Raw genomic sequence first — 17,438 nt, forward strand, 5'->3', positions numbered from 1 at the left:
CCGATCCTGCCACCGCCGCAGCGCCCACGCACCGGTCACGCGGGCCGGGCCCGCGCCGCTCGGTGGCAGGATCGGCGCCGTGAAGCACGTCCCCCTGCGCCCCGCGCTCGCGAGCCTGCCGCCCTACGTCCCGGGCGCCCGCGTCCCCGTCGGGGCGGCCGCGTACAAGCTGTCGTCGAACGAGAACCCGTACCCGCCGCTGCCGTCGGTGGTCGCGGCCATCGCGGACGGCGCGGTCGACGTCAACCGGTACCCGGACATGTACGCGACCGACCTGGTCGAGGCGGTCGCCGGGCACCTGGGCGTGCAGCCCGCGCAGGTGGTCGCCGGCTGCGGGTCGGTGGCCGTGCTCGGGCACGTCCTGGCGGCGTTCTGCGACGCGGGCGACGAGGTCGTGCACCCCTGGCGGTCGTTCGAGGCGTACCCGATCGCGGTGACCCTCGCGGGTGCGACCGGCGTCCCGGTGCCCGTGCACGCCGACGGGCGGCTGGACCTGCCGGCGCTCGCGGCGGCCGTGACCGACCGCACCCGCGTCGTGCTGGTCTGCACGCCCAACAACCCCACGGGCCCGGCGGTGCACGCCGACGAGCTGGCGGAGTTCCTGGCCGCCGTGCCGCGCGACGTGCTGGTGGTGCTGGACGAGGCGTACGTCGAGTTCGTGCGCGACCCCGACGCCGCCGACGGGCTCGCCGTGCTGGCCGCGCACCGGAACGTGGTGCTGCTGCGCACGTTCTCCAAGGCCTACGGGCTCGCGGGCCTGCGGGTCGGGTTCGCCGTCGCGCACGAGCGCCTGGCCGCGGGCATCCGCGCCGCGTCGACCCCGTTCGGCGTCTCCCACCTGGCCCAGCTGGCGGGCGTGGCGTCGCTGCGCGCCTCGGACGAGCTGCTGGCGCGGGTCGACCGGATCGTCGACGAGCGGACCCGGATGCTCACCGGCCTGCGCGACCTCGGCTGGGACGTCCCGGACAGCCAGGCGAACTTCGTCTGGCTCGGCATCGGGGACGACGCCGCGCGGTTCGCGCAGGAGGCGACGGCGGCCGGGGTGGTCGTGCGGCCGTTCGCCGGTGACGGGGTGCGGATCAGCGTCGGCGAGCCGGAGGCGACGGACGTGGTCCTCGCGGTGGCGCGCGACACCCGCCGCTGACCGGCGCGCGCACCGTCCCGGCGTGCGCTGCCGCAGGTCGCGCATATGCTGCCTGCAGCCGACAGTGGGGGACCGGGTGACCGAGAGCACGAAGCCGGACGGGTCCGCCCTGTCCGGGCACGGTCGCGCGGGTGACCCGTCCGGGCGCCTCGACCCCGAGACGCTGACCGTCCTGCTCGTCGAGGACGACGACGGCGACGCGCTCCTGGTCGAGGAGCACCTGGCCGACGCCGGTCTCGACGTGCGGCTGCGGCGCGCCCGCACGCTCGACGAGGCCACGGCCCGGCTCGACGTCGACTGCGTCCTGCTCGACCTCGGCCTGCCGGACTCGGTGGGGCTCGGCGCCCTGGAGCGGCTGCTGGCCGCCGGCGCCCCGGCCGTCGTCGTCCTGACCGGGCGCACCGACACCGACACGGGGCTGCGCGCGGTGTCCGCGGGCGCGCAGGACTACCTGGTCAAGGGCGAGGTCGACGGCGAGCTGCTCGGCCGGTCCGTGCGGTACGCCGTGCAGCGCCGCCTGCTCCAGGAGGCCGACCAGGAGCTCTACCGCAGCGAGGTCCGCGCGCAGGAGACCGTCCGCCTGGAGAGCGCCCTGCTCCCGCGGCCGTCCGTCGCCGACGACCACCTGGAGGTCCTGGTCGGCTACCGGGCGGGCCGCGACGGCGTGCTCGGCGGCGACTTCTACGACGTGGTGCAGCGCCCGGACGGCACGGTGCTCGCCGTCGTCGGCGACGTCTGCGGCCACGGGCCCGACGAGGCCGCGCTCGGCGCGGTGCTGCGGACCGCCTGGCGCACGCTCGTGCTCGCGGACGTCCCGACGCCCGACCTGCTGCCCCTGCTCGAGCGCGTGCTCGTCGCGGAGCGGGCGCGCGAGGAGGTCTTCACGACGATGTCGATGATCGAGGTCGCCGCCGACCGGACCGCCGTGCACCTGTACCTGGCGGGCCACCCGGTCCCGTTCCTGCTCGGGGACCCGGCGGCCGGCCGCGCGTCGCGGCTGCTGCCGACCGACGCGCGCGGCCGGGCGCTCGGCATCCCGGTCCCCGGCACGTGGGAGCCCCTGCGGCTCGAGCTCGGGGAGCGCTGGCGCCTGATGATGTACACCGACGGCGTCCTCGAGGCGACGGTCGCGGGGACCCGGGACCGGGTCGGCGACGCCGGTCTGCTCGCCGTGGTCGACGACGCGCTGCGCGCGGGCTCCGCCGACCTGGTCGACGACGTCCTGCGGGAGGTGCGTCGCCGGCACGGGGGCGACCTCGTGGACGACACGGCCGTGGTCGTCGTCGGCTGGGCGGGGGAGACCGCGTGAGCGCACCCCTGCGCGCGCGTGCCACCCTGCGGCACCGCCTGGGCCTCGCGCTGACCGCGGCGGGGATCGTCCTCGGCCTGGTGCTGGTCGGCTCCGGCGTCGCGCTGTGGCGGATGCTCGACACCCAGGACCTCGTCACCGAGCGGTACTTCACCGCGATCACGGACGCGGAGACCTCCTACACCCGGCTCGTCGACGCCGAGACGGCCGTCCGCGGGTACGCGCTGACCGGGTTCGACGGCACGCTCGAGCCGTACGAGCGGGCGCAGGACGCGGTCACGGCGTTCGAGCGGATGGCCGACCCGGCGACCGGTGCGAGCGAGCCCGTGCGCGAGGCGGCGGCCCAGGCCGTCGACGCCGCGGAGCGCTGGGACGCCCGGTTCGCGCAGCCCGTGATCGAGGAGGTCGCCGCGGGCGGTCCCGCCGCCGTCCCCGGCGAGCAGATCGAGCAGGGCCGGGTGCTGTTCGACGAGACCCGCACCGCCGTCGAGGCCTACATCGACCTGCTGCGCGAGCGCCGGCTCGCCGCCGCGACCGACCTCGCGACGTGGACGCAGGTGGTGATCGGCTCGCTGGTCGCGCTGGTGCTGGCCGGCGGGGTCGCGGGCGTCGTGCTGTGGCGCACACTCCGGCGCTGGATCACCGAGCCGCTCGAGGCGCTGGGCGCCGACGCGCACGCGGTCAGCACCGGCGACCTGCACCACCCCGTGACGTCGACGGGGCCCGGCGAGATCGCGGACCTGGCGGCGACCGTCGAGCGGATGCGCCTGGCGCTGGTGGCCCAGGTGCAGGAGGTCGAGGCGTCCCGCGCGGCGATCGCCGAGGCCCACGACCGGCTCGCCGACCAGGCCGAGGAGCTGCGCCGCTCCAACCGCGACCTCGAGCAGTTCGCCTACGTCGCCTCCCACGACCTCCAGGAGCCGCTGCGCAAGGTCGCGTCGTTCACCCAGCTGCTCCAGAAGCGCTACGGCGGCCAGATGGACGAGCGCGCCGACCAGTACATCGCCTTCGCCGTCGACGGCGCCAAGCGCATGCAGCAGCTGATCCAGGACCTGCTCGGCTTCTCCCGCGTCGGGCGCCTCGGCGGGGAGCTCGCGGACGTCCCGCTGGGCGACGCGGTCGCGGACGCCCTCGAGAACCTGGAGCAGCTGGCCGACGACACGGGCGCGGTGATCGAGGCCGACGGGCTCCCCGTGGTCCGCGGCGAGCGGCCCCTGCTCGTCCAGCTGCTGCAGAACCTCGTCGGCAACGCGATCAAGTTCCGCGACCCCGAGCGCCCCCCGGTGGTCCGGATCACCGCCACCCGGGTGGGAGACTTCTGGGAGCTCGAGTGCCGGGACAACGGGATCGGCATCGACGCGCAGTACGCGGACCGGGTCTTCGTGATCTTCCAGCGGCTGCACCCGAAGGACGTGTACGAGGGGACGGGCATCGGCCTGGCCCTGTGCAAGAAGATCGTCGAGTACCACGGCGGTCGCATCTGGCTCGGCGAGACCGACGGACCCGGCACCAGCATCCGCTGGACGCTGCCGGCCGTCGCCGTCGACGCCGCGGGGGCCGACCGGCCCGAGGGAGCGGAGTGAACGTGGCACGTACCGGCAAGGTCATCGACGTCCTGCTCGTGGAGGACGACCCGGGTGACGTCCTGATGACCCGCGAGGCGTTCGAGGACAACAAGGTCGCCAACCGGCTCCAGGTCGTCGCCGACGGCGTGAGCGCGCTCGCGTTCCTGCGCAAGGAGGGCGAGCACGCCGACGCGCCCACCCCGGACCTGGTGCTCCTCGACCTCAACCTGCCCCGGATGGACGGGCGCGAGGTCCTCGAGGCGATGAAGAGCGACGAGAAGCTGCGCAGCATCCCGGTCGTCGTGCTCACGACGTCGGAGGCCGAGGAGGACGTCGTCCGCTCGTACTCGCTGCACGCGAACGCCTACGTCACCAAGCCGGTGGACTTCGAGCGGTTCATCGAGGTCGTCCGGCAGATCGACGAGTTCTTCGTCGAGGTCGTCCGCCTGCCCCAGCGCTGAGGCGCCACCTACCCGGGTGCGCCCGGCGTCGACGGCGGTCGGTTGAGTGGTGGCAGGGCGCGCCATGCTCGCCGCATGAGCGATCTTTCCGATGCCGCCGCGGTCGTCTCCTTCGTCGCCACCGTCCTCCTGCTCTGCTCGGGCGTGCAGGTGCTGCAACGCGCCGGCTACTCGGCGTGGTGGGTCCTGCTGCTGCTCGTCCCCCTCGTCAACCTGATCGCCGTGGTGGGGTTCGCGTTCACCACCTGGCCGATCGAGCGGCAGGCGGAGGAGGCGAGCCTTCGCCTGCGCCACCACGAGTACGGCGCCGGGTGCGGCCGGCGACCCTCGTAGACCCCACCTACCCAGCGGCGGGCGAGTCCGGCCGGTGGCGTCGTGAGTGGTGCGCCCGGCGCCAGGATCGGGGGATGAACAGCTCTGGCGACCTCTTCGGTGTGGTCATCTTCCTCGTGGCCCTCCCGTTCTTCCTGTGGGCCTACTCCCGCATCGCGTCACGCGCGGGGTTCTCGCCCTGGTGGGCGCTCGCCGTCCTCGTCCCGCTGGTGAACGTCGTCGTCGTCCTCGTGTTCGCGTTCTCCGCCTGGCCGGTCGAGCGGCGGGCCGAGGAGGCCGAGCGTCGGGTCCGCAGCCTGGAGGACGCCGCTCGACGGGAGCGGCCGCTCGGGTTCGGTCGCTGAGCGCCTACAGGTACCGCACCCCGGTCAGGTCCTCGGCGAACGCCCACAGCCGGCGCGCGAACGCCGGGTCGGCGGCCGCGCGGACGAACCGCGTCGCGTGCACCCGGTCGTCGTGCGTGCGGCCGGGTCCGAGGAGCCGGTCCGCCGGTGCCCCCGCGTCGGTCGCCGCGTAGAGCAGCGGCAGCACGCCCTGGTCCGCCGGGCGGCCGTGCCGGGCGGCGAGCAGCCGCGTCACCAGCGCCAGCACCCGGGACGACGCCTGCGGCGGGGTCGAGGCCGTGCCGGGGTGCGCGACCAGGCTGCGGACGACGGCCCTGCCCGAGTCCGTCGTGCCGCCGATCGTGCCCGTCCCCGCGTCCCCCACCAGGCGACGGTCGAGCTTCCCGGGCCCACGCGGTGACCGCGGCCTTGGCCCGCAGGTAGGCGATGCCGCCGGCGTGGGGGCCGGTGCCGCGGAGGGCGTCGAGGTCGTCGCCCGGGACCCGCCGGTACAAGGTCGACCCGACGGTGACGACCCGGGGCCCGGGGCCGGTCGCCTCGGACGCGCGCAGTGCCGGCAGCAGCCGGCCGGTCAGGGCGAACGGGCCGAGGACGTGCGTCGCGAGCCGGCTCTCGTGGCCCTGCGGGCTCAGCCGGTCGGGCTGGTGGGCGACGCCGGTGTGGTTCACCAGCACGTCGAGCGGGCGGCCCGTGTCGAGCCAGTCGTCGGCGAACCGGCGGACCGAGTCCTGGTCGGCGAGGTCGAGCCGGCGGACCTCGAGCCGCTCGGCCAGGTCGGTGCCGGTGCCGCGGGCGAGGAGCTTCCGCGCGGGCCGCCGTGGCCTTCGCCTCGTCCCGGGCGGCGAGGACCACGTGCGCGCCGAGCGCGCCGAGGTGGCCGGTGAGCAGCAGGCCCGGACCGCTGGTGGCTCCCGTGACGACGACGGTGCGCCCGCTGAGGTGGGGGGCGTCGGCCTCGGTCCAGGTCAGGGGGAACCGGGTCGTCGTGCTGGTCGGGGGCGTGGCGGTCAGGGTCATGGGCATGCTCCGCTCCGGGTGGTGCTTGAGTGGTTCAGGTATCGATCGTTGAGCAACTCAATGACTCTGTCAAGGGATACGATCGCCTCATGTCCGACCCCGACTCAGCCGACATCGCCTACCTCGTGGCGCAGCTGCACGCCGCCACGACCGAGCACATGCGGCCCCTGCTCGACGAGCTCGGGCTCACCGGCGCGTGCGCGAACCTGCTCTGGCTGGCCGACGGCGACCGGGAGCCGCAGCCCCTGCGGCAGCTCGCCGGGCAGCTCGGGTGCGACCCGTCGAACGTCACGCTGATCGCCGGCCGCCTCGAGGAGACCGGCCTCGCGCGCCGCGTCCCCGCCGCCGACGACCGCCGCGTCCGCACGCTCGAGCTCACCGAGGAGGGCCAGGCCGCCCGCGCCGCCCTGCTCGACCGCGCGGCCACCCTCCCGGGCGTCCAGGCGCTGGCCCCCGCCGAGCGCGCCCAGCTCGCGGCGCTGCTCGCCCGCGCCACCACCCCCTGACCCCTCCCTCCCCCCGGCGCCTCGGCAGCCGAGGTCGAGGGTTTCGCGCGAGGTCGAGGGTTTCCGGGCCCCGTCCGGTCATGAACCCTCGACCTCGACCGCCGCGGGAGCGCCGGGAGCGGGGGTTGTCGGGAACGGACAACGGGGGAGCGCCCGTCTTGACGGCGGGCGGGGGGCTGGACCTACGGTTGCGTAGCCTACGCTGGCGTAGGTTAGACAGGCTCCCGGCGCCCGGGGGCACCCCCAGGCGAAGGAGAACCGCGTGAGCCCCAGCGGTCCGCTCACCGACGACGGCCTGGTCCAGCTGCTCACGCCCACCGGCGAGCGCGTGGACCACCCCGAGTACAGCCCCCGCGTCGCCCACCTCGACGGCGACGCCCTGCGCGGCCTCTGGCGCGACATGGTGATCGTGCGCCGGTTCGACACCGAGGCGACGGCCCTGCAGCGCCAGGGCGAGCTCGGTCTCTGGGCGCAGTGCCTCGGCCAGGAGGCCGCGCAGGTCGGCTCCGGCCGCGCGCTGGCCCCGCAGGACTATGTCTTCCCGTCCTACCGCGAGCACGGCGTGGCGCACACCCGCGGCCTCGACCTCACCCGCGTCCTGCGCCTGTTCCGCGGTGTCGACCACGGCGGCTGGGACCCCCAGGAGTTCAACTTCCACCTCTACACGCTGGTGATCGGCTCGCACACGCTGCACGCCACCGGGTACGCGATGGGCGTCCAGCGCGACGGCGCGGTCGGCACCGGCGACCCCGACCGCGACACCGCGGTGGTCACCTACTTCGGCGACGGCGCGACCGCGCAGGGCGACGTCAACGAGGCGCTCGTGTTCGCCGCGGTGAACAACGCCCCCCTCGTCCTGTTCTGCCAGAACAACCAGTGGGCCATCTCCGAGCCGACGACCCGCCAGGCGCGCGTGCCGATCGCGGACCGCGGCCCCGGCTTCGGCGTCCCGAGCGTCCGCGTCGACGGCAACGACGTCCTCGCCTGCTACGCCGTCACCGCCGAGGCGCTCGAGCGCGCCCGGTCCGGCGGCGGCCCCACCCTCGTCGAGGCGTTCACCTACCGGATGGGCGCGCACACCACGTCCGACGACCCGTCCCGGTACCGCTCCTCCGCGGAGGAGGACTACTGGCGCCGCCGCGACCCGATCGACCGGCTCGAGGCGCACCTCGCCGCGACCGGCGGGCTCCCGGACACGTTCCGCGCCGAGGTCGCCGCGGAGGCCGACGCCCTGGGGGAGCGGATCCGCACCACCGTCCGCGCGCTCGGCCGGCCGGAGACCAGCACGATGTTCGAGCACGTGTACGCGACCCCGCACTCCGTGGTGGACGCCGAGCGTGCCTGGTTCGAGCGCTACGAGGCCTCGTTCGCCGGAGGTGAGAAGTGACCCAGCGCCTGACGTTCGCCAAGGCGATCAACACCGGGCTGCGCAAGGCCCTCGAGCGCGACCCCAAGGTCATGCTGATGGGCGAGGACATCGGCGCGCTCGGCGGCGTGTTCCGCGTGACCGACGGCCTCGCGAAGGACTTCGGCGAGGACCGGGTCGTCGACACCCCGCTCGCCGAGTCCGGCATCATCGGCACCGCCATCGGCCTCGCGCTGCGCGGCTACCGACCGGTCTGCGAGATCCAGTTCGACGGGTTCATCTTCCCGGCGTTCGACCAGATCACCACGCAGCTGTCGAAGATGCACTACCGCTCCGGCGGCCGGCTGAACCTGCCCGTCGTCATCCGCGTGCCCTACGGCGGCGGCATCGGCGCGGTCGAGCACCACAGCGAGTCGCCCGAGGTGCTGTTCGCGCACACCGCCGGCCTGCGCGTGGTCAGCCCGTCCGACCCGCAGGACGCGTACACGATGATCCAGCAGGCCGTCGCGTCGCCGGACCCCGTGATGTTCTTCGAGCCCAAGGGCCGGTACTGGGAGAAGGGCGACGTCGACACCGACGCCGACCCGCTCGCCGCGGCCTCCACGCTCGACGGCGCCCGCGTGCTGCGGGCCGGCACCGACGTCACGCTCGTCGCCCACGGCCCGACCGTCGCCACCGCGCTGAAGGTCGCCGACGCGGCCGCCGCCGAGGGCCGCAGCGTCGAGGTCGTCGACCTGCGCGCGATCTCCCCGCTCGACCTCACGACCGTCGCCGCGTCCGTGCGCCGCACCGGCCGGTGCGTCGTCGTCCACGAGGCCCCCGTGCTGTACGGCACCGGCGCCGAGGTGGCCGCGCGGGTCACCGAGGAGTGCTTCTACCACCTGGAGGCGCCGGTCCTGCGGGTCGGCGGGTTCCACACCCCGTACCCCGTCGCCAAGCTCGAGCACGAGTACCTGCCCGGTCTCGACCGCGTCCTCGACGCCGTCGACCGCGTGCTCGCGCACTGACCGACCTCCCGCACCACCGACGAGGAGCAGCACCCGTGCCGTCCTACCAGCAGTTCCGCCTCCCCGACGCCGGCGAGGGCCTCACCGAGGCCGAGATCGCCGCGTGGCACGTCGCCGTCGGGGACACGGTCGCGATCAACCAGACCATCGTGGAGATCGAGACCGCGAAGTCGCTGGTCGACCTGCCCAGCCCGTTCGCCGGCGTCGTCACGCGGCTGATGGTCGCCGAGGGCGAGACCGTCGAGGTCGGCACCCCGATCATCGAGATCGACACCGACCCGACGGGGGAGGCGCCCGCCCCCGCGGGCACCGGGCCCGAGGTCGCGGTGTCCGGGCCGACGTCGGACGCGGACCCCGTGGCGGCGCCCGTCGCGGCCGACCCGCGCCACGAGACCGCCGACGAGCCCGCCGACGAGCCCGGTGGTGCGGTGCTGGTCGGCTACGGCACCGCCGCGGCGCCGACCCGCCGCCGGGCGCGGTTCACGTCCGCCGAGGGCGACCCCGCCGTGGGTGGATCCACCCCGGCCCCGGCCCCGGCCCCGGCCCCGACCCCGGCCCCGCCGGCCCCCGCGCCCTCGCCCGCCACCACGGCCGCGACCGGGCAGCGTGCGCTCGCCAAGCCGCCGGTCCGCAAGCTCGCCCGGGACCTCGGCGTGGACCTCGATTCCATCCAGGCGACCGGCCCGGGCGGGATCGTCACCCGCGAGGACGTGCTCGCGCACCAGGCCTCCGCCGAGGCCCGCACCCTCGCCACCTACCCCGGCGACGACCAGCCGTGGCTCGCGTCCGGCACCGTCTCGCCCGACGGCCGCCAGACCCGCGTCCCGGTGAAGTCCGTGCGCAAGCGCACCGCGGAGGCGATGGTCACCTCCGCCTTCACCGCCCCGCACGTCACGGTGTTCTGCACGGTCGACGTCACCAAGACCATGAAGCTCGTCGCCCGGCTGCGCGAGGACCGCGAGTTCGCCGACGTGCGCGTCACCCCGCTGCTGATCGCCGCGAAGGCCCTGCTGCTCGCGGTCCGCCGCCACCCGGACATCAACGCGTCCTGGGACGAGGCCGCGCAGGAGATCGTCTACAAGCACTACGTGAACCTCGGCATCGCGGCGGCCACCCCCCGCGGGCTCGTCGTCCCGAACATCAAGGACGCGCACACCCTCGGGCTGCACGACCTCGCCGAGGGCCTCGCCGCACTGACCTCCACGGCCCGCGCCGGCAAGACCACGCCCCGCGACATGTCCGACGGCACCATCACGATCACCAACGTCGGCGTGTTCGGCATCGACACCGGCACCCCGATCCTCAACCCCGGCGAGGCCGCGATCCTGGCGTTCGGCGCGATCCGCGAGCAGCCGTGGGTGCACAAGGGCAAGATCAAGGTCCGGCACGTCACCCAGCTCGCGCTCAGCGTCGACCACCGCCTGGTCGACGGCGCCCTCGGCTCCCAGCTGCTCGCCGACGTCGCCGCCGTCCTGGAGAACCCGGCCCAGGCGCTCGTCTGGGGCTGACCCCCACCCGCCTCGCCGAGGCCGCCCCACGCGGCCGAGGTCGCACCGTCCTGCGGGCGACCTCGGCCGGAGGTGGCGACCCCGCGGGCGGACCGGGCCGGGGCGGGGTGGGCCGGGGCGGTCAGCCGTCCAGGCGCGCCGCGACGTCCGCCGGGAAGCCGCCCGTCGCGACGGGGCTCCAGCGGGTCGGCGTGACCCGGATCAGGCTCTTGCCCTGCACCCGCATCGCGGCGCGGTACTCGTCCCAGTCGGGGTGCTCGCCGGCGATGCACCGGTAGTAGTCGACCAGCGCGTCCTCCGCCTCGGGCATGTGCAGCACCTCGGCGTCGCCGTCGACCTGGACCCACGCGCCGTCCCACTCGTCCGAGAGCACGACGACGGACACCCGCGGGTCCCGAGCGGCGTTCACCGTCTTGGCGCGGCCGGGGTAGGTCGAGACGACGATCCGGCCGTGGTCGTCGACCCCGCCGCTGACCGGCGACACCTGGGGCCGCCCGTCGCGGCGGGCGGTGACCAGCAGCAGGTGGTGCCGCGGGCGGACGAAGTCGAGCAGCTCGGGCAGGTCGACGGTGCGGTTCGTGGCGATGGATCGGGGCATGGTCCCGACAGTAGGGCGCGCGGGCGGCGCCGGCTCAGCGGCCCGCGGCGTCCGCGAGGAGCGCGACGGTCAGCGGGGCCAGCGGCAGCGCGGCGGCCTCGGCGGGGGTGACCCAGACGGCCTCGGCGATCTCGGCCGTCGGGACCGCGTCGGTGACGCCGTCGACCGCGAAGACGTGCGCCTCGAGCCGGTGGCCGGGCTCGTTGGCGGCGGGGGCGTCGCGTCGGCCGAGGTCACGGACCTGGTGCGGGGCGACGGCGACGGCGATCTCCTCGCCGACCTCACGCACCACCGCGTCGCGCGGGTGCTCGCCGGGCTCGATCTTGCCGCCGGCCTGCATGAACGCGCTGGTGCCGCGCTTGCGGACCAGCAGCCAGCGCCCGTCCCGGTCGACGATCACCGCGGCGGCGATCCGGATGACGGGGGCGGGCGGGGTGACGGCGGGGGTCGGCTCGGGCACGGCGCCCATCCTGCCCCCGCCGCGCGCTCACCCCGCACCCGCCGCGGCGCTCGCCCACCCGTCGCCCGTCAGCACGAGGTGGTCGAGCAGCCGCACGCCGCAGTGCGCACCCGCCTCGGCGACGGCGGCGCCCACGGCGCGGTCGACGGCCGTGACGCCGGGCGCACCCGCCTCGTGCCGGTGCACCAGCCCGAGCGTCTCCCCGCCCCGGCGCAGCGTCTCGGCCAGCACCTCGCGCACGGCGACCGGCACCGCGTGCGCGTCGACCCCCGCGACCACCGCCGCGCCGACCAGCCGCGACGCCCGGTCCCCGACGACCGCGACGAGGCGCCCGTCGACGGGTCCGTGGAGCAGGGGCGTCGCGAGCCGCACGAGGTCGGCCGGGGTCCGGATCGTCGCGCGCCGGTCGGTGGAGGTGCCGAGCCGCCGGGCGAGCGCGAGGGCCGCGACCAGGCGGGTGGCCTTGGCCGGGCCGATGCCGGGCGCGTCCAGGAGCCCGCCCGCGCCGGAGCCCGCGAGTCCGCGCAGGCCGCCGTGCGCCACCAGCAGCTCCCGGGCGGTGTCGAGCGCGCTGGACCCGCGCCGGCCCGACCCGAGCAGCAGCGCGACCAGCTCGACGTCCGACAGCGCGTCCGCGCCGAGCCGCAGCATCCGCTCCCGCGGGCGCTGGTCCGGGTCGAGGTCGGCGAGCATCGGTCGGGTCACGCCGTCGAGCCTAGGAGCGGTTCCGGCCGTCACCCCCGTCGTCCACAGGCCCGGTCCGGGTGCGGGTGATCCGGGCCACCCGGCGGGCGGTGCGGCGCCCGGGCGGGAGATGATGGGCCGGTGATGTCCCCCGAGCCCCGGTCCGACGCGCCCGTGCGCACCGCCCCCGACCGTCGCCGCCCGCGCGCGGTGGCCGCCCCCGCACCGTCCCTCGGCCGCGTCGCCGCCGTGGTCCTCGCGGTGCTGCTCGCGATGGCCGCTGTCCTGCTGCCGGCGGGCCGCGCCGACGCGCACAACACGCTGCAGGGGACCGACCCCGCCGACGGCTCGACCGTCGACGCCCCGCCGGCGCAGATCACGCTGACGTTCGACCAGCCCGCCCAGGCCCTCGGCACCGAGGTCGTCGTGTTGGGCCCCGACGGCGCGACGGTCAGCACCGGCGACGCGCAGCTCGTCGACAGCTCGGTCACCCAGGCGCTCGCGGCCGACCTGCCCGCCGGCGCCTACACCGTGCAGTGGCGCGTGACCTCCGCGGACGGGCACCCGCTGTCGGGCGAGCTGGCGTTCACCGCGTCGAGCGGCGCCGCGCCCGCCGCGGCCGAGCCCACCGCCGAGGCGACGCCCGAGCCCGAGATGACGACCCAGACCGTCGAGCCCGCGCCGGTCACCGAGACGGTCGCCCCGGCGGAGGAGCTCGCCGAGGACGAGGACGCGGGCCTCGCCGCCGGGATGGTCGTGGCGATCGTCGTGGCCGTGCTCGCGGCCGGTGCCGTCGGCGTGTTCGTCGTCCGCGAGCGTCGTCGGTCGAAGGACGCGCGGTCGGAGGACTGATGCCCCCCGCCGTCACCGCGCCGCCGACCGGCGCACGCCCCGCACGCCCGGACCGCGGCAGCACCGCCGCCGGCGACGGCGCCAACGCGCTGCGCCTCGTCGCGCTCGCCGTCGCGGCGCTCGCGGCCGTGGTCGCGGGCGTCGCGTTCACCGGTGCCGCCGCGCCGACCGCGCTGCGCGACCCGGGCGCGCTCGTGCGCTGGGGCCTGCCGGTGGCGTCGACGACGTCGGAGATCGCCGCGTCGGCGACCCTCGGCGGCCTGCTGCTGCTGGTGACGGTGCTGGTGCGCCGCCAGGACGGCGGGATCGTGCGGGCGGCGTCGGGCGTGACGGCGGTCGCGGCGGCGGTGTGGACGCTGGCGGCGGTCGTCGAGCTGGTGCTCACCTACGCGAACGTGGCGGGCCTGCCGCTCACGGACCCGGCGTTCGGCGGCGAGCTGGGCAGTTCGTCACGCAGTTCGAGCTCGGTCGGGTGCTGCTGGTCGTCGCGGTCGCGGCGGCCGTCGTCACCGCGCTCGCGCTGATGACCACCTCGCCCGCCGGGGCCGCCGGGACGGCCGTGCTGGTCGTCGTCGCGCTGTGGCAGGCCGCCCAGACCGGCCACGCGGCCGGCGCGGCGAGCCACGACCTCGCGACGTCCTCGATGTTCCTGCACCTGGTCGGCGCGGCGGTCTGGATCGGGACGCTCGTGGCGCTGTCCCCGCTGGCGCACCGGTTGGGCCACGACCTCGCGCCCGCGGTCGCCCGCTTCTCCACGATCGCGGCGTGGTGCTTCGTCGCCGTCGCGGTGTCCGGCACCGTCAACTCGGTGATCCGGCTCGGCAGCTGGTCCGACCTCACGACGTCCTACGGCGTGCTGCTGCTGGTGAAGATCGGCCTGTTCGGCGTGCTCGGCCTGCTCGGGCTCGCGCACCGCCGCCGGGTCGTCGGCCGGCTCCGCGGCGAGGATCGCGCGCCGGCCACCTGGCTGTTCTGGCGCCTGGTGCTGGTCGAGCTGACCGTGATGGGCGCGGTGTCGGGCGTCGCCGTGGCGCTCGGCTCGTCGCCGCCGCCGGTGCCCGACGACCCGATCGCCGACCCCACGCCCGCGGAGATCGTCACCGGCCACCCGCTGCCGCCGGAGCCCACGACGCTGAGCTGGGTCACGCAGTGGCGCTGGGACGTGCTGCTGGCGTGCGCGGCCGTCGCGGGGCTGGTGGTCTACCTGCGCTGGGTGCTGCGGCTGCGTCGTCGCGGCGACGCGTGGCCGTGGCCGCGCACCGCGTCCTGGGTGGTCGGGATGCTGCTGTTCTTCTGGACGACGTCGGGCGGCCCGGCGATGTACGGGCACGTCCTGTTCAGCGCCCACATGGTCGAGCACATGATCCTGGCGATGGTGGTCCCGGTGCTGCTCGCGCTGTCCGCGCCGGTGACTCTGGCCCTGCGCGCGCTGCCCGCCCGCGGTTCGCGCGCCGGTGCCGGTCGGCTCGGGCCGGACACCTCCCGCGGTCCCCGCGAGTGGCTGCTCGTGCTGGTGCACAGCCGGTGGGGGCGGTTCGTCGCGCACCCCGTGGTGGCCGCGGCGAACTTCGCCGGGTCGATGGTCGTCTTCTACTACACCGACGTGTTCCGCTGGGCCCTGACGTCCGAGGTCGGGCACTACGCGATGGTCGTGCACTTCTCGCTCGCGGGGTACCTGTTCGTCAACGCCCTCGTCGGCATCGACCCGGGGCCGAGCCGGCCACCGTACCCGCAGCGGCTGCTGCTGCTGTTCGCGACCATGGCGTTCCACGCGTTCTTCGGCGTCGCCCTCACGACCGGCGACGTGCTGCTGGTCCCGGACTGGTTCGGGCTGCTGGGCCGCGAGTGGGGCCCGAGCGCGATCGCCGACCAGCAGCGCGGCGGCGGCGTCGCGTGGGGCATCGGGGAGCTCCCGACGCTCGCGCTCGCGGTCGCGGTGGCCATCGCCTGGTCGCGCGACGACGACCGCACCGCGAAGCGCCGGGACCGCAAGGTCGCGCGCGACGGCGACGTGGAGATGGACGAGTACAACGCGATGCTCGCGCGGCTGGCCGCGCGCGACGGCGGCGCGAGCCGACCTGGGGACGACGGGGACCGGCACCCCGGGGCGTGATAGACCGGACGTGTGACCAGTGACGCAGCCCCGCAGACCGAGCCCACCCCGCCGCCCACGCCGTTCCACGACCTCGACGCGTACGTCGCGCTGCCCCGGATGTCCGGCCTCGCGCTGTCCCCGGACGGCACGCGGCTCGTCACCGCTGTGTCGACGCTCGACGCGAAGCGGACCCGCTACGTCACCGCGCTGTGGGAGGTCGACCCCGAGGGCGTGCGGCCCGCGCGGCGCCTGACCCGGTCCGCGAAGGGCGAGTCCGCGGCGCGGTTCGCGTCGACCGGGGACCTGCTGTTCACGTCCGCCCGCCCCGACGTCGACGGCGACGCGGAGGACGACGCGCCGGCGGCGCTGTGGCTGCTGCCCGCCGACGGGGCCGAGGCACGGGTCGTCGCGAGCCGGAAGGCCGGCGTCGACGGAGTCGTCGTCGCGCAGGACGCGCCCGTGGTGGTCCTGCCGTCCGACGTGCTGCCGAGCGCCGTGGACGACGCCGACGACGAGCGGCTGGTGAGCGCCCGCAAGGACGCGAAGGTCGCCGCGATCCTGCACACCCAGTACCCGGTGCGGTACTGGGACCACGACCTCGGGCCCGCGCAGACGCACCTGTTCGTCGGGGACCTGACGACCGTCGCCGCGTCCCCCGACGCCGGCGCCCCCGCCCCGCGGCTCGCGCTGCGCGACCTCACGCCCCGGCCCGGCGTCGGCCTGGGGCACCAGGACGCCGTGCTGTCGCCCGACGGTCGCACGCTGGTGACGACCTGGACGCTCCCTGGTGCCCGCGGCGCGGTGCGCCAGGTCCTCGTGGCCGTGGACGTCGTCACCGGGGCGCAGCGCACGCTCGTCGACGACCCCGGCGCGGACGTGTCGGGCCCGGTGGTCTCGCCGGACTCCCGTCGTGTCGCGTACCTGCGCGAGACCGTGAGCAGCCCGACCGAGGCGCCCCGCGTCGAGCTGTGGGTGCTCGACCTCGAGGTCGCGCGCGCCGAGCCGCGTCGCGCCGCCGCCGCCTGGGACCGCTGGCCGCACGAGGTCGTCTGGACCCGGGACGGCACGGGGCTGCTGGTGCAGGCCGACGACCTGGGCCGCGGCCCGGTGTTCCACGTCCACCTCGCGACCGACGCGGTGACGCGGGTGACGGCGGACGACGCGGTGCTGAGCGACCTGCGCCTGAGCCCCGACGGCCGCACGCTCTACGCGCTGCGGACGTCCTACGCCGCGCCCGCCCACCCGGTGCGGGTCGACCTCGCCACCGCGATCGCGTCCGGCACCCCGGTCGAGGCGGTCGCGCTGCCGGCACCCGCGCCGCTGCCCGCCCTGCCCGGCACGCTCACCGAGGTGACGGCGACGGCCGAGGACGGCGCCGAGGTGCGGTCCTGGCTGGTGCTGCCCGAGGGCGCGTCCGCCGCCTCGCCCGCGCCGCTGCTGCTGTGGATCCACGGCGGGCCGCTCGGGTCCTGGAACGCGTGGTCCTGGCGGTGGAACCCCTGGATCATGGCGGCCCGCGGCTACGCGGTGCTGCTGCCCGACCCCGCGCTGTCGACCGGCTACGGCCAGGACTTCGTGCAGCGCGGCTGGGGCGCCTGGGGCGCCGCGCCGTACACGGACCTGATGGCCGCGACCGACGCGGCGGTCGCGCGCGACGACGTCGACGAGACCCGCACCGGGGCCATGGGCGGCTCGTTCGGCGGGTACATGGCCAACTGGGTCGCCGGGCACACCGACCGGTTCCGCGGCGTGGTCACGCACGCGAGCCTGTGGGCGCTCGACCAGTTCGGCCCGACCACCGACCACGCGTTCTACTGGGAGCGCGAGATGACGCCCGAGATGGCGCTCGCGAACTCCCCGCACCTGTCGGTCGAGCAGATCCGCACCCCGATGCTCGTCGTGCACGGCGACAAGGACTACCGGGTGCCGATCGGCGAGGGCCTGCGGCTCTGGTACGAGCTGCTGTCGCGGTCCGGGCTGCCCGCCGACGAGGAGGGGCGCACCCCGCACCGGTTCCTGTTCTTCCCGGACGAGAACCACTGGGTGCTCAGCCCGCAGCACGCGAAGGTCTGGTACCAGGTGGTGGACGCGTTCCTCGCGGAGCACGTGCTCGGCCTGGCGGGCGACGACCTCCCGCCGCTCCCGGACGTGCTGGGCTGACCGGACGCGACCAAGCCCCGGGGGTTGCG

18 protein-coding genes are annotated in these 17,438 nt (G+C 75.8%); 14 read left to right on the forward strand and 4 right to left on the reverse strand.

Annotated elements, in window-relative coordinates; all coding sequences use genetic code 11:
• Window positions 1-79 precede the first annotated feature (79 nt).
• From hisC to AC1VL8_RS05670, 6 genes are all read left to right on the forward strand, one after another.
• A complete protein-coding gene (gene hisC, locus AC1VL8_RS05645; protein ID WP_483074477.1) occupies window positions 80-1,144 on the forward strand; it encodes a histidinol-phosphate transaminase in 1,065 nt (354 codons plus the stop codon).
• 76 nt (window positions 1,145-1,220) lie between these two features.
• Window positions 1,221-2,453 (forward strand): PP2C family protein-serine/threonine phosphatase, encoded by a 1,233-nt coding sequence (locus tag AC1VL8_RS05650; protein ID WP_483074478.1) that lies wholly within the window; start codon window positions 1,221-1,223, stop codon window positions 2,451-2,453.
• The gene (locus AC1VL8_RS05655; RefSeq protein WP_483074479.1) at window positions 2,450-4,036 is read left to right on the forward strand and encodes a sensor histidine kinase; all 1,587 of its coding nucleotides are present in this window, start codon (window positions 2,450-2,452) and stop codon (window positions 4,034-4,036) included. Before AC1VL8_RS05650 ends, AC1VL8_RS05655 begins: the two co-directional genes overlap by 4 nt.
• A 2-nt stretch (window positions 4,037-4,038) precedes the next feature.
• Window positions 4,039-4,479, forward strand: a complete 441-nt coding sequence (locus AC1VL8_RS05660) for a response regulator (RefSeq protein WP_389233773.1) — start codon at window positions 4,039-4,041, stop codon at window positions 4,477-4,479.
• A 75-nt stretch (window positions 4,480-4,554) separates the two neighbouring features.
• A complete protein-coding gene (locus AC1VL8_RS05665; protein ID WP_483074480.1) occupies window positions 4,555-4,812 on the forward strand; it encodes a hypothetical protein in 258 nt (85 codons plus the stop codon).
• 74 nt (window positions 4,813-4,886) lie between these two features.
• The gene (locus AC1VL8_RS05670) at window positions 4,887-5,156 is read left to right on the forward strand and encodes a hypothetical protein (protein WP_483074481.1); all 270 of its coding nucleotides are present in this window, start codon (window positions 4,887-4,889) and stop codon (window positions 5,154-5,156) included.
• Window positions 5,157-5,160: 4 nt separating this feature from the next.
• Here AC1VL8_RS05670 and AC1VL8_RS05675 read toward each other — a convergent pair whose 3' ends face one another.
• On the reverse strand, window positions 5,161-5,520 hold the full coding sequence (locus AC1VL8_RS05675; protein WP_483074482.1) for a hypothetical protein: 360 nt from the start codon (window positions 5,518-5,520) through the stop codon (window positions 5,161-5,163).
• Window positions 5,521-6,262: 742 nt separating this feature from the next.
• Here AC1VL8_RS05675 and AC1VL8_RS05680 point away from each other — a divergent pair.
• The 4 genes from AC1VL8_RS05680 (at window position 6,263) to AC1VL8_RS05695 (ending at window position 10,560) form a co-directional block, all read left to right on the forward strand.
• Entirely contained in the window at window positions 6,263-6,679 is a 417-nt protein-coding gene (locus AC1VL8_RS05680; RefSeq protein WP_389233767.1) for a MarR family winged helix-turn-helix transcriptional regulator, read from the forward strand.
• Window positions 6,680-6,941: 262 nt separating this feature from the next.
• Window positions 6,942-8,066: a pyruvate dehydrogenase (acetyl-transferring) E1 component subunit alpha gene (pdhA, locus tag AC1VL8_RS05685; protein WP_483074483.1), complete on the forward strand. Its 1,125-nt coding sequence runs from the start codon at window positions 6,942-6,944 to the stop codon at window positions 8,064-8,066.
• Window positions 8,063-9,052, forward strand: coding sequence for an alpha-ketoacid dehydrogenase subunit beta (locus tag AC1VL8_RS05690; protein ID WP_483074484.1), 990 nt, complete (start codon window positions 8,063-8,065; stop codon window positions 9,050-9,052). Before pdhA ends, AC1VL8_RS05690 begins: the two co-directional genes overlap by 4 nt.
• A 35-nt stretch (window positions 9,053-9,087) precedes the next feature.
• Complete coding sequence (locus AC1VL8_RS05695) at window positions 9,088-10,560, forward strand: dihydrolipoamide acetyltransferase family protein (RefSeq protein WP_483074485.1); 1,473 nt, start codon at window positions 9,088-9,090, stop codon at window positions 10,558-10,560.
• 121 nt (window positions 10,561-10,681) lie between these two features.
• On the opposite strand, the gene AC1VL8_RS05700 is transcribed toward AC1VL8_RS05695, so the two are convergent.
• The 3 genes from AC1VL8_RS05700 to AC1VL8_RS05710 are packed head-to-tail and all read right to left on the reverse strand — an operon-like array spanning window position 10,682 to window position 12,323.
• On the reverse strand, window positions 10,682-11,158 hold the full coding sequence (locus tag AC1VL8_RS05700) for a PPOX class F420-dependent oxidoreductase (protein WP_389233755.1): 477 nt from the start codon (window positions 11,156-11,158) through the stop codon (window positions 10,682-10,684).
• Between the two features lie 34 nt (window positions 11,159-11,192).
• A complete protein-coding gene (locus AC1VL8_RS05705; RefSeq protein WP_389233752.1) occupies window positions 11,193-11,627 on the reverse strand; it encodes an NUDIX hydrolase in 435 nt (144 codons plus the stop codon).
• Window positions 11,628-11,645: 18 nt separating this feature from the next.
• Entirely contained in the window at window positions 11,646-12,323 is a 678-nt protein-coding gene (locus AC1VL8_RS05710; protein ID WP_483074486.1) for a UPF0758 domain-containing protein, read from the reverse strand.
• Window positions 12,324-12,446: 123 nt separating this feature from the next.
• Between AC1VL8_RS05710 and AC1VL8_RS05715 the strand changes: the two genes are divergently transcribed.
• The 4 genes from AC1VL8_RS05715 (at window position 12,447) to AC1VL8_RS05730 (ending at window position 17,409) form a co-directional block, all read left to right on the forward strand.
• Window positions 12,447-13,154 (forward strand): copper resistance CopC family protein, encoded by a 708-nt coding sequence (locus AC1VL8_RS05715; protein ID WP_483074487.1) that lies wholly within the window; start codon window positions 12,447-12,449, stop codon window positions 13,152-13,154.
• Complete coding sequence (locus AC1VL8_RS05720) at window positions 13,154-13,678, forward strand: hypothetical protein (protein ID WP_483074488.1); 525 nt, start codon at window positions 13,154-13,156, stop codon at window positions 13,676-13,678. The genes AC1VL8_RS05715 and AC1VL8_RS05720 overlap by 1 nt, the downstream gene beginning before the upstream one ends.
• Complete coding sequence (locus AC1VL8_RS05725) at window positions 13,627-15,267, forward strand: bifunctional copper resistance protein CopD/cytochrome c oxidase assembly protein (protein ID WP_483074489.1); 1,641 nt, start codon at window positions 13,627-13,629, stop codon at window positions 15,265-15,267. The genes AC1VL8_RS05720 and AC1VL8_RS05725 overlap by 52 nt, the downstream gene beginning before the upstream one ends.
• Before the next feature lie 99 nt (window positions 15,268-15,366).
• On the forward strand, window positions 15,367-17,409 hold the full coding sequence (locus tag AC1VL8_RS05730) for an alpha/beta fold hydrolase (RefSeq protein ID WP_483076193.1): 2,043 nt from the start codon (window positions 15,367-15,369) through the stop codon (window positions 17,407-17,409).
• Window positions 17,410-17,438 lie beyond the last annotated feature (29 nt).

This window comes from Cellulomonas sp. KU4C (assembly GCF_056868065.1).

What these genes read in the sequence shown, in the direction of transcription:
- AC1VL8_RS05665 (WP_483074480.1), top strand. Translation starts at nt 4,555, where the DNA reads ATGAGCGATCTTTCCGATGCCGCCGCGGTCGTCTCCTTCGTCGCCACC.
- AC1VL8_RS05670 (WP_483074481.1), top strand. Translation starts at nt 4,887, where the DNA reads ATGAACAGCTCTGGCGACCTCTTCGGTGTGGTCATCTTCCTCGTGGCC.
- AC1VL8_RS05680 (WP_389233767.1), top strand. Translation starts at nt 6,263, where the DNA reads ATGTCCGACCCCGACTCAGCCGACATCGCCTACCTCGTGGCGCAGCTG.
- AC1VL8_RS05700 (WP_389233755.1), bottom strand. Translation starts at nt 11,158, where the DNA reads ATGCCCCGATCCATCGCCACGAACCGCACCGTCGACCTGCCCGAGCTG.
- AC1VL8_RS05705 (WP_389233752.1), bottom strand. Translation starts at nt 11,627, where the DNA reads ATGGGCGCCGTGCCCGAGCCGACCCCCGCCGTCACCCCGCCCGCCCCC.
- AC1VL8_RS05715 (WP_483074487.1), top strand. Translation starts at nt 12,447, where the DNA reads ATGTCCCCCGAGCCCCGGTCCGACGCGCCCGTGCGCACCGCCCCCGAC.
- AC1VL8_RS05720 (WP_483074488.1), top strand. Translation starts at nt 13,154, where the DNA reads ATGCCCCCCGCCGTCACCGCGCCGCCGACCGGCGCACGCCCCGCACGC.
- AC1VL8_RS05730 (WP_483076193.1), top strand. Translation starts at nt 15,367, where the DNA reads ATGTCCGGCCTCGCGCTGTCCCCGGACGGCACGCGGCTCGTCACCGCT.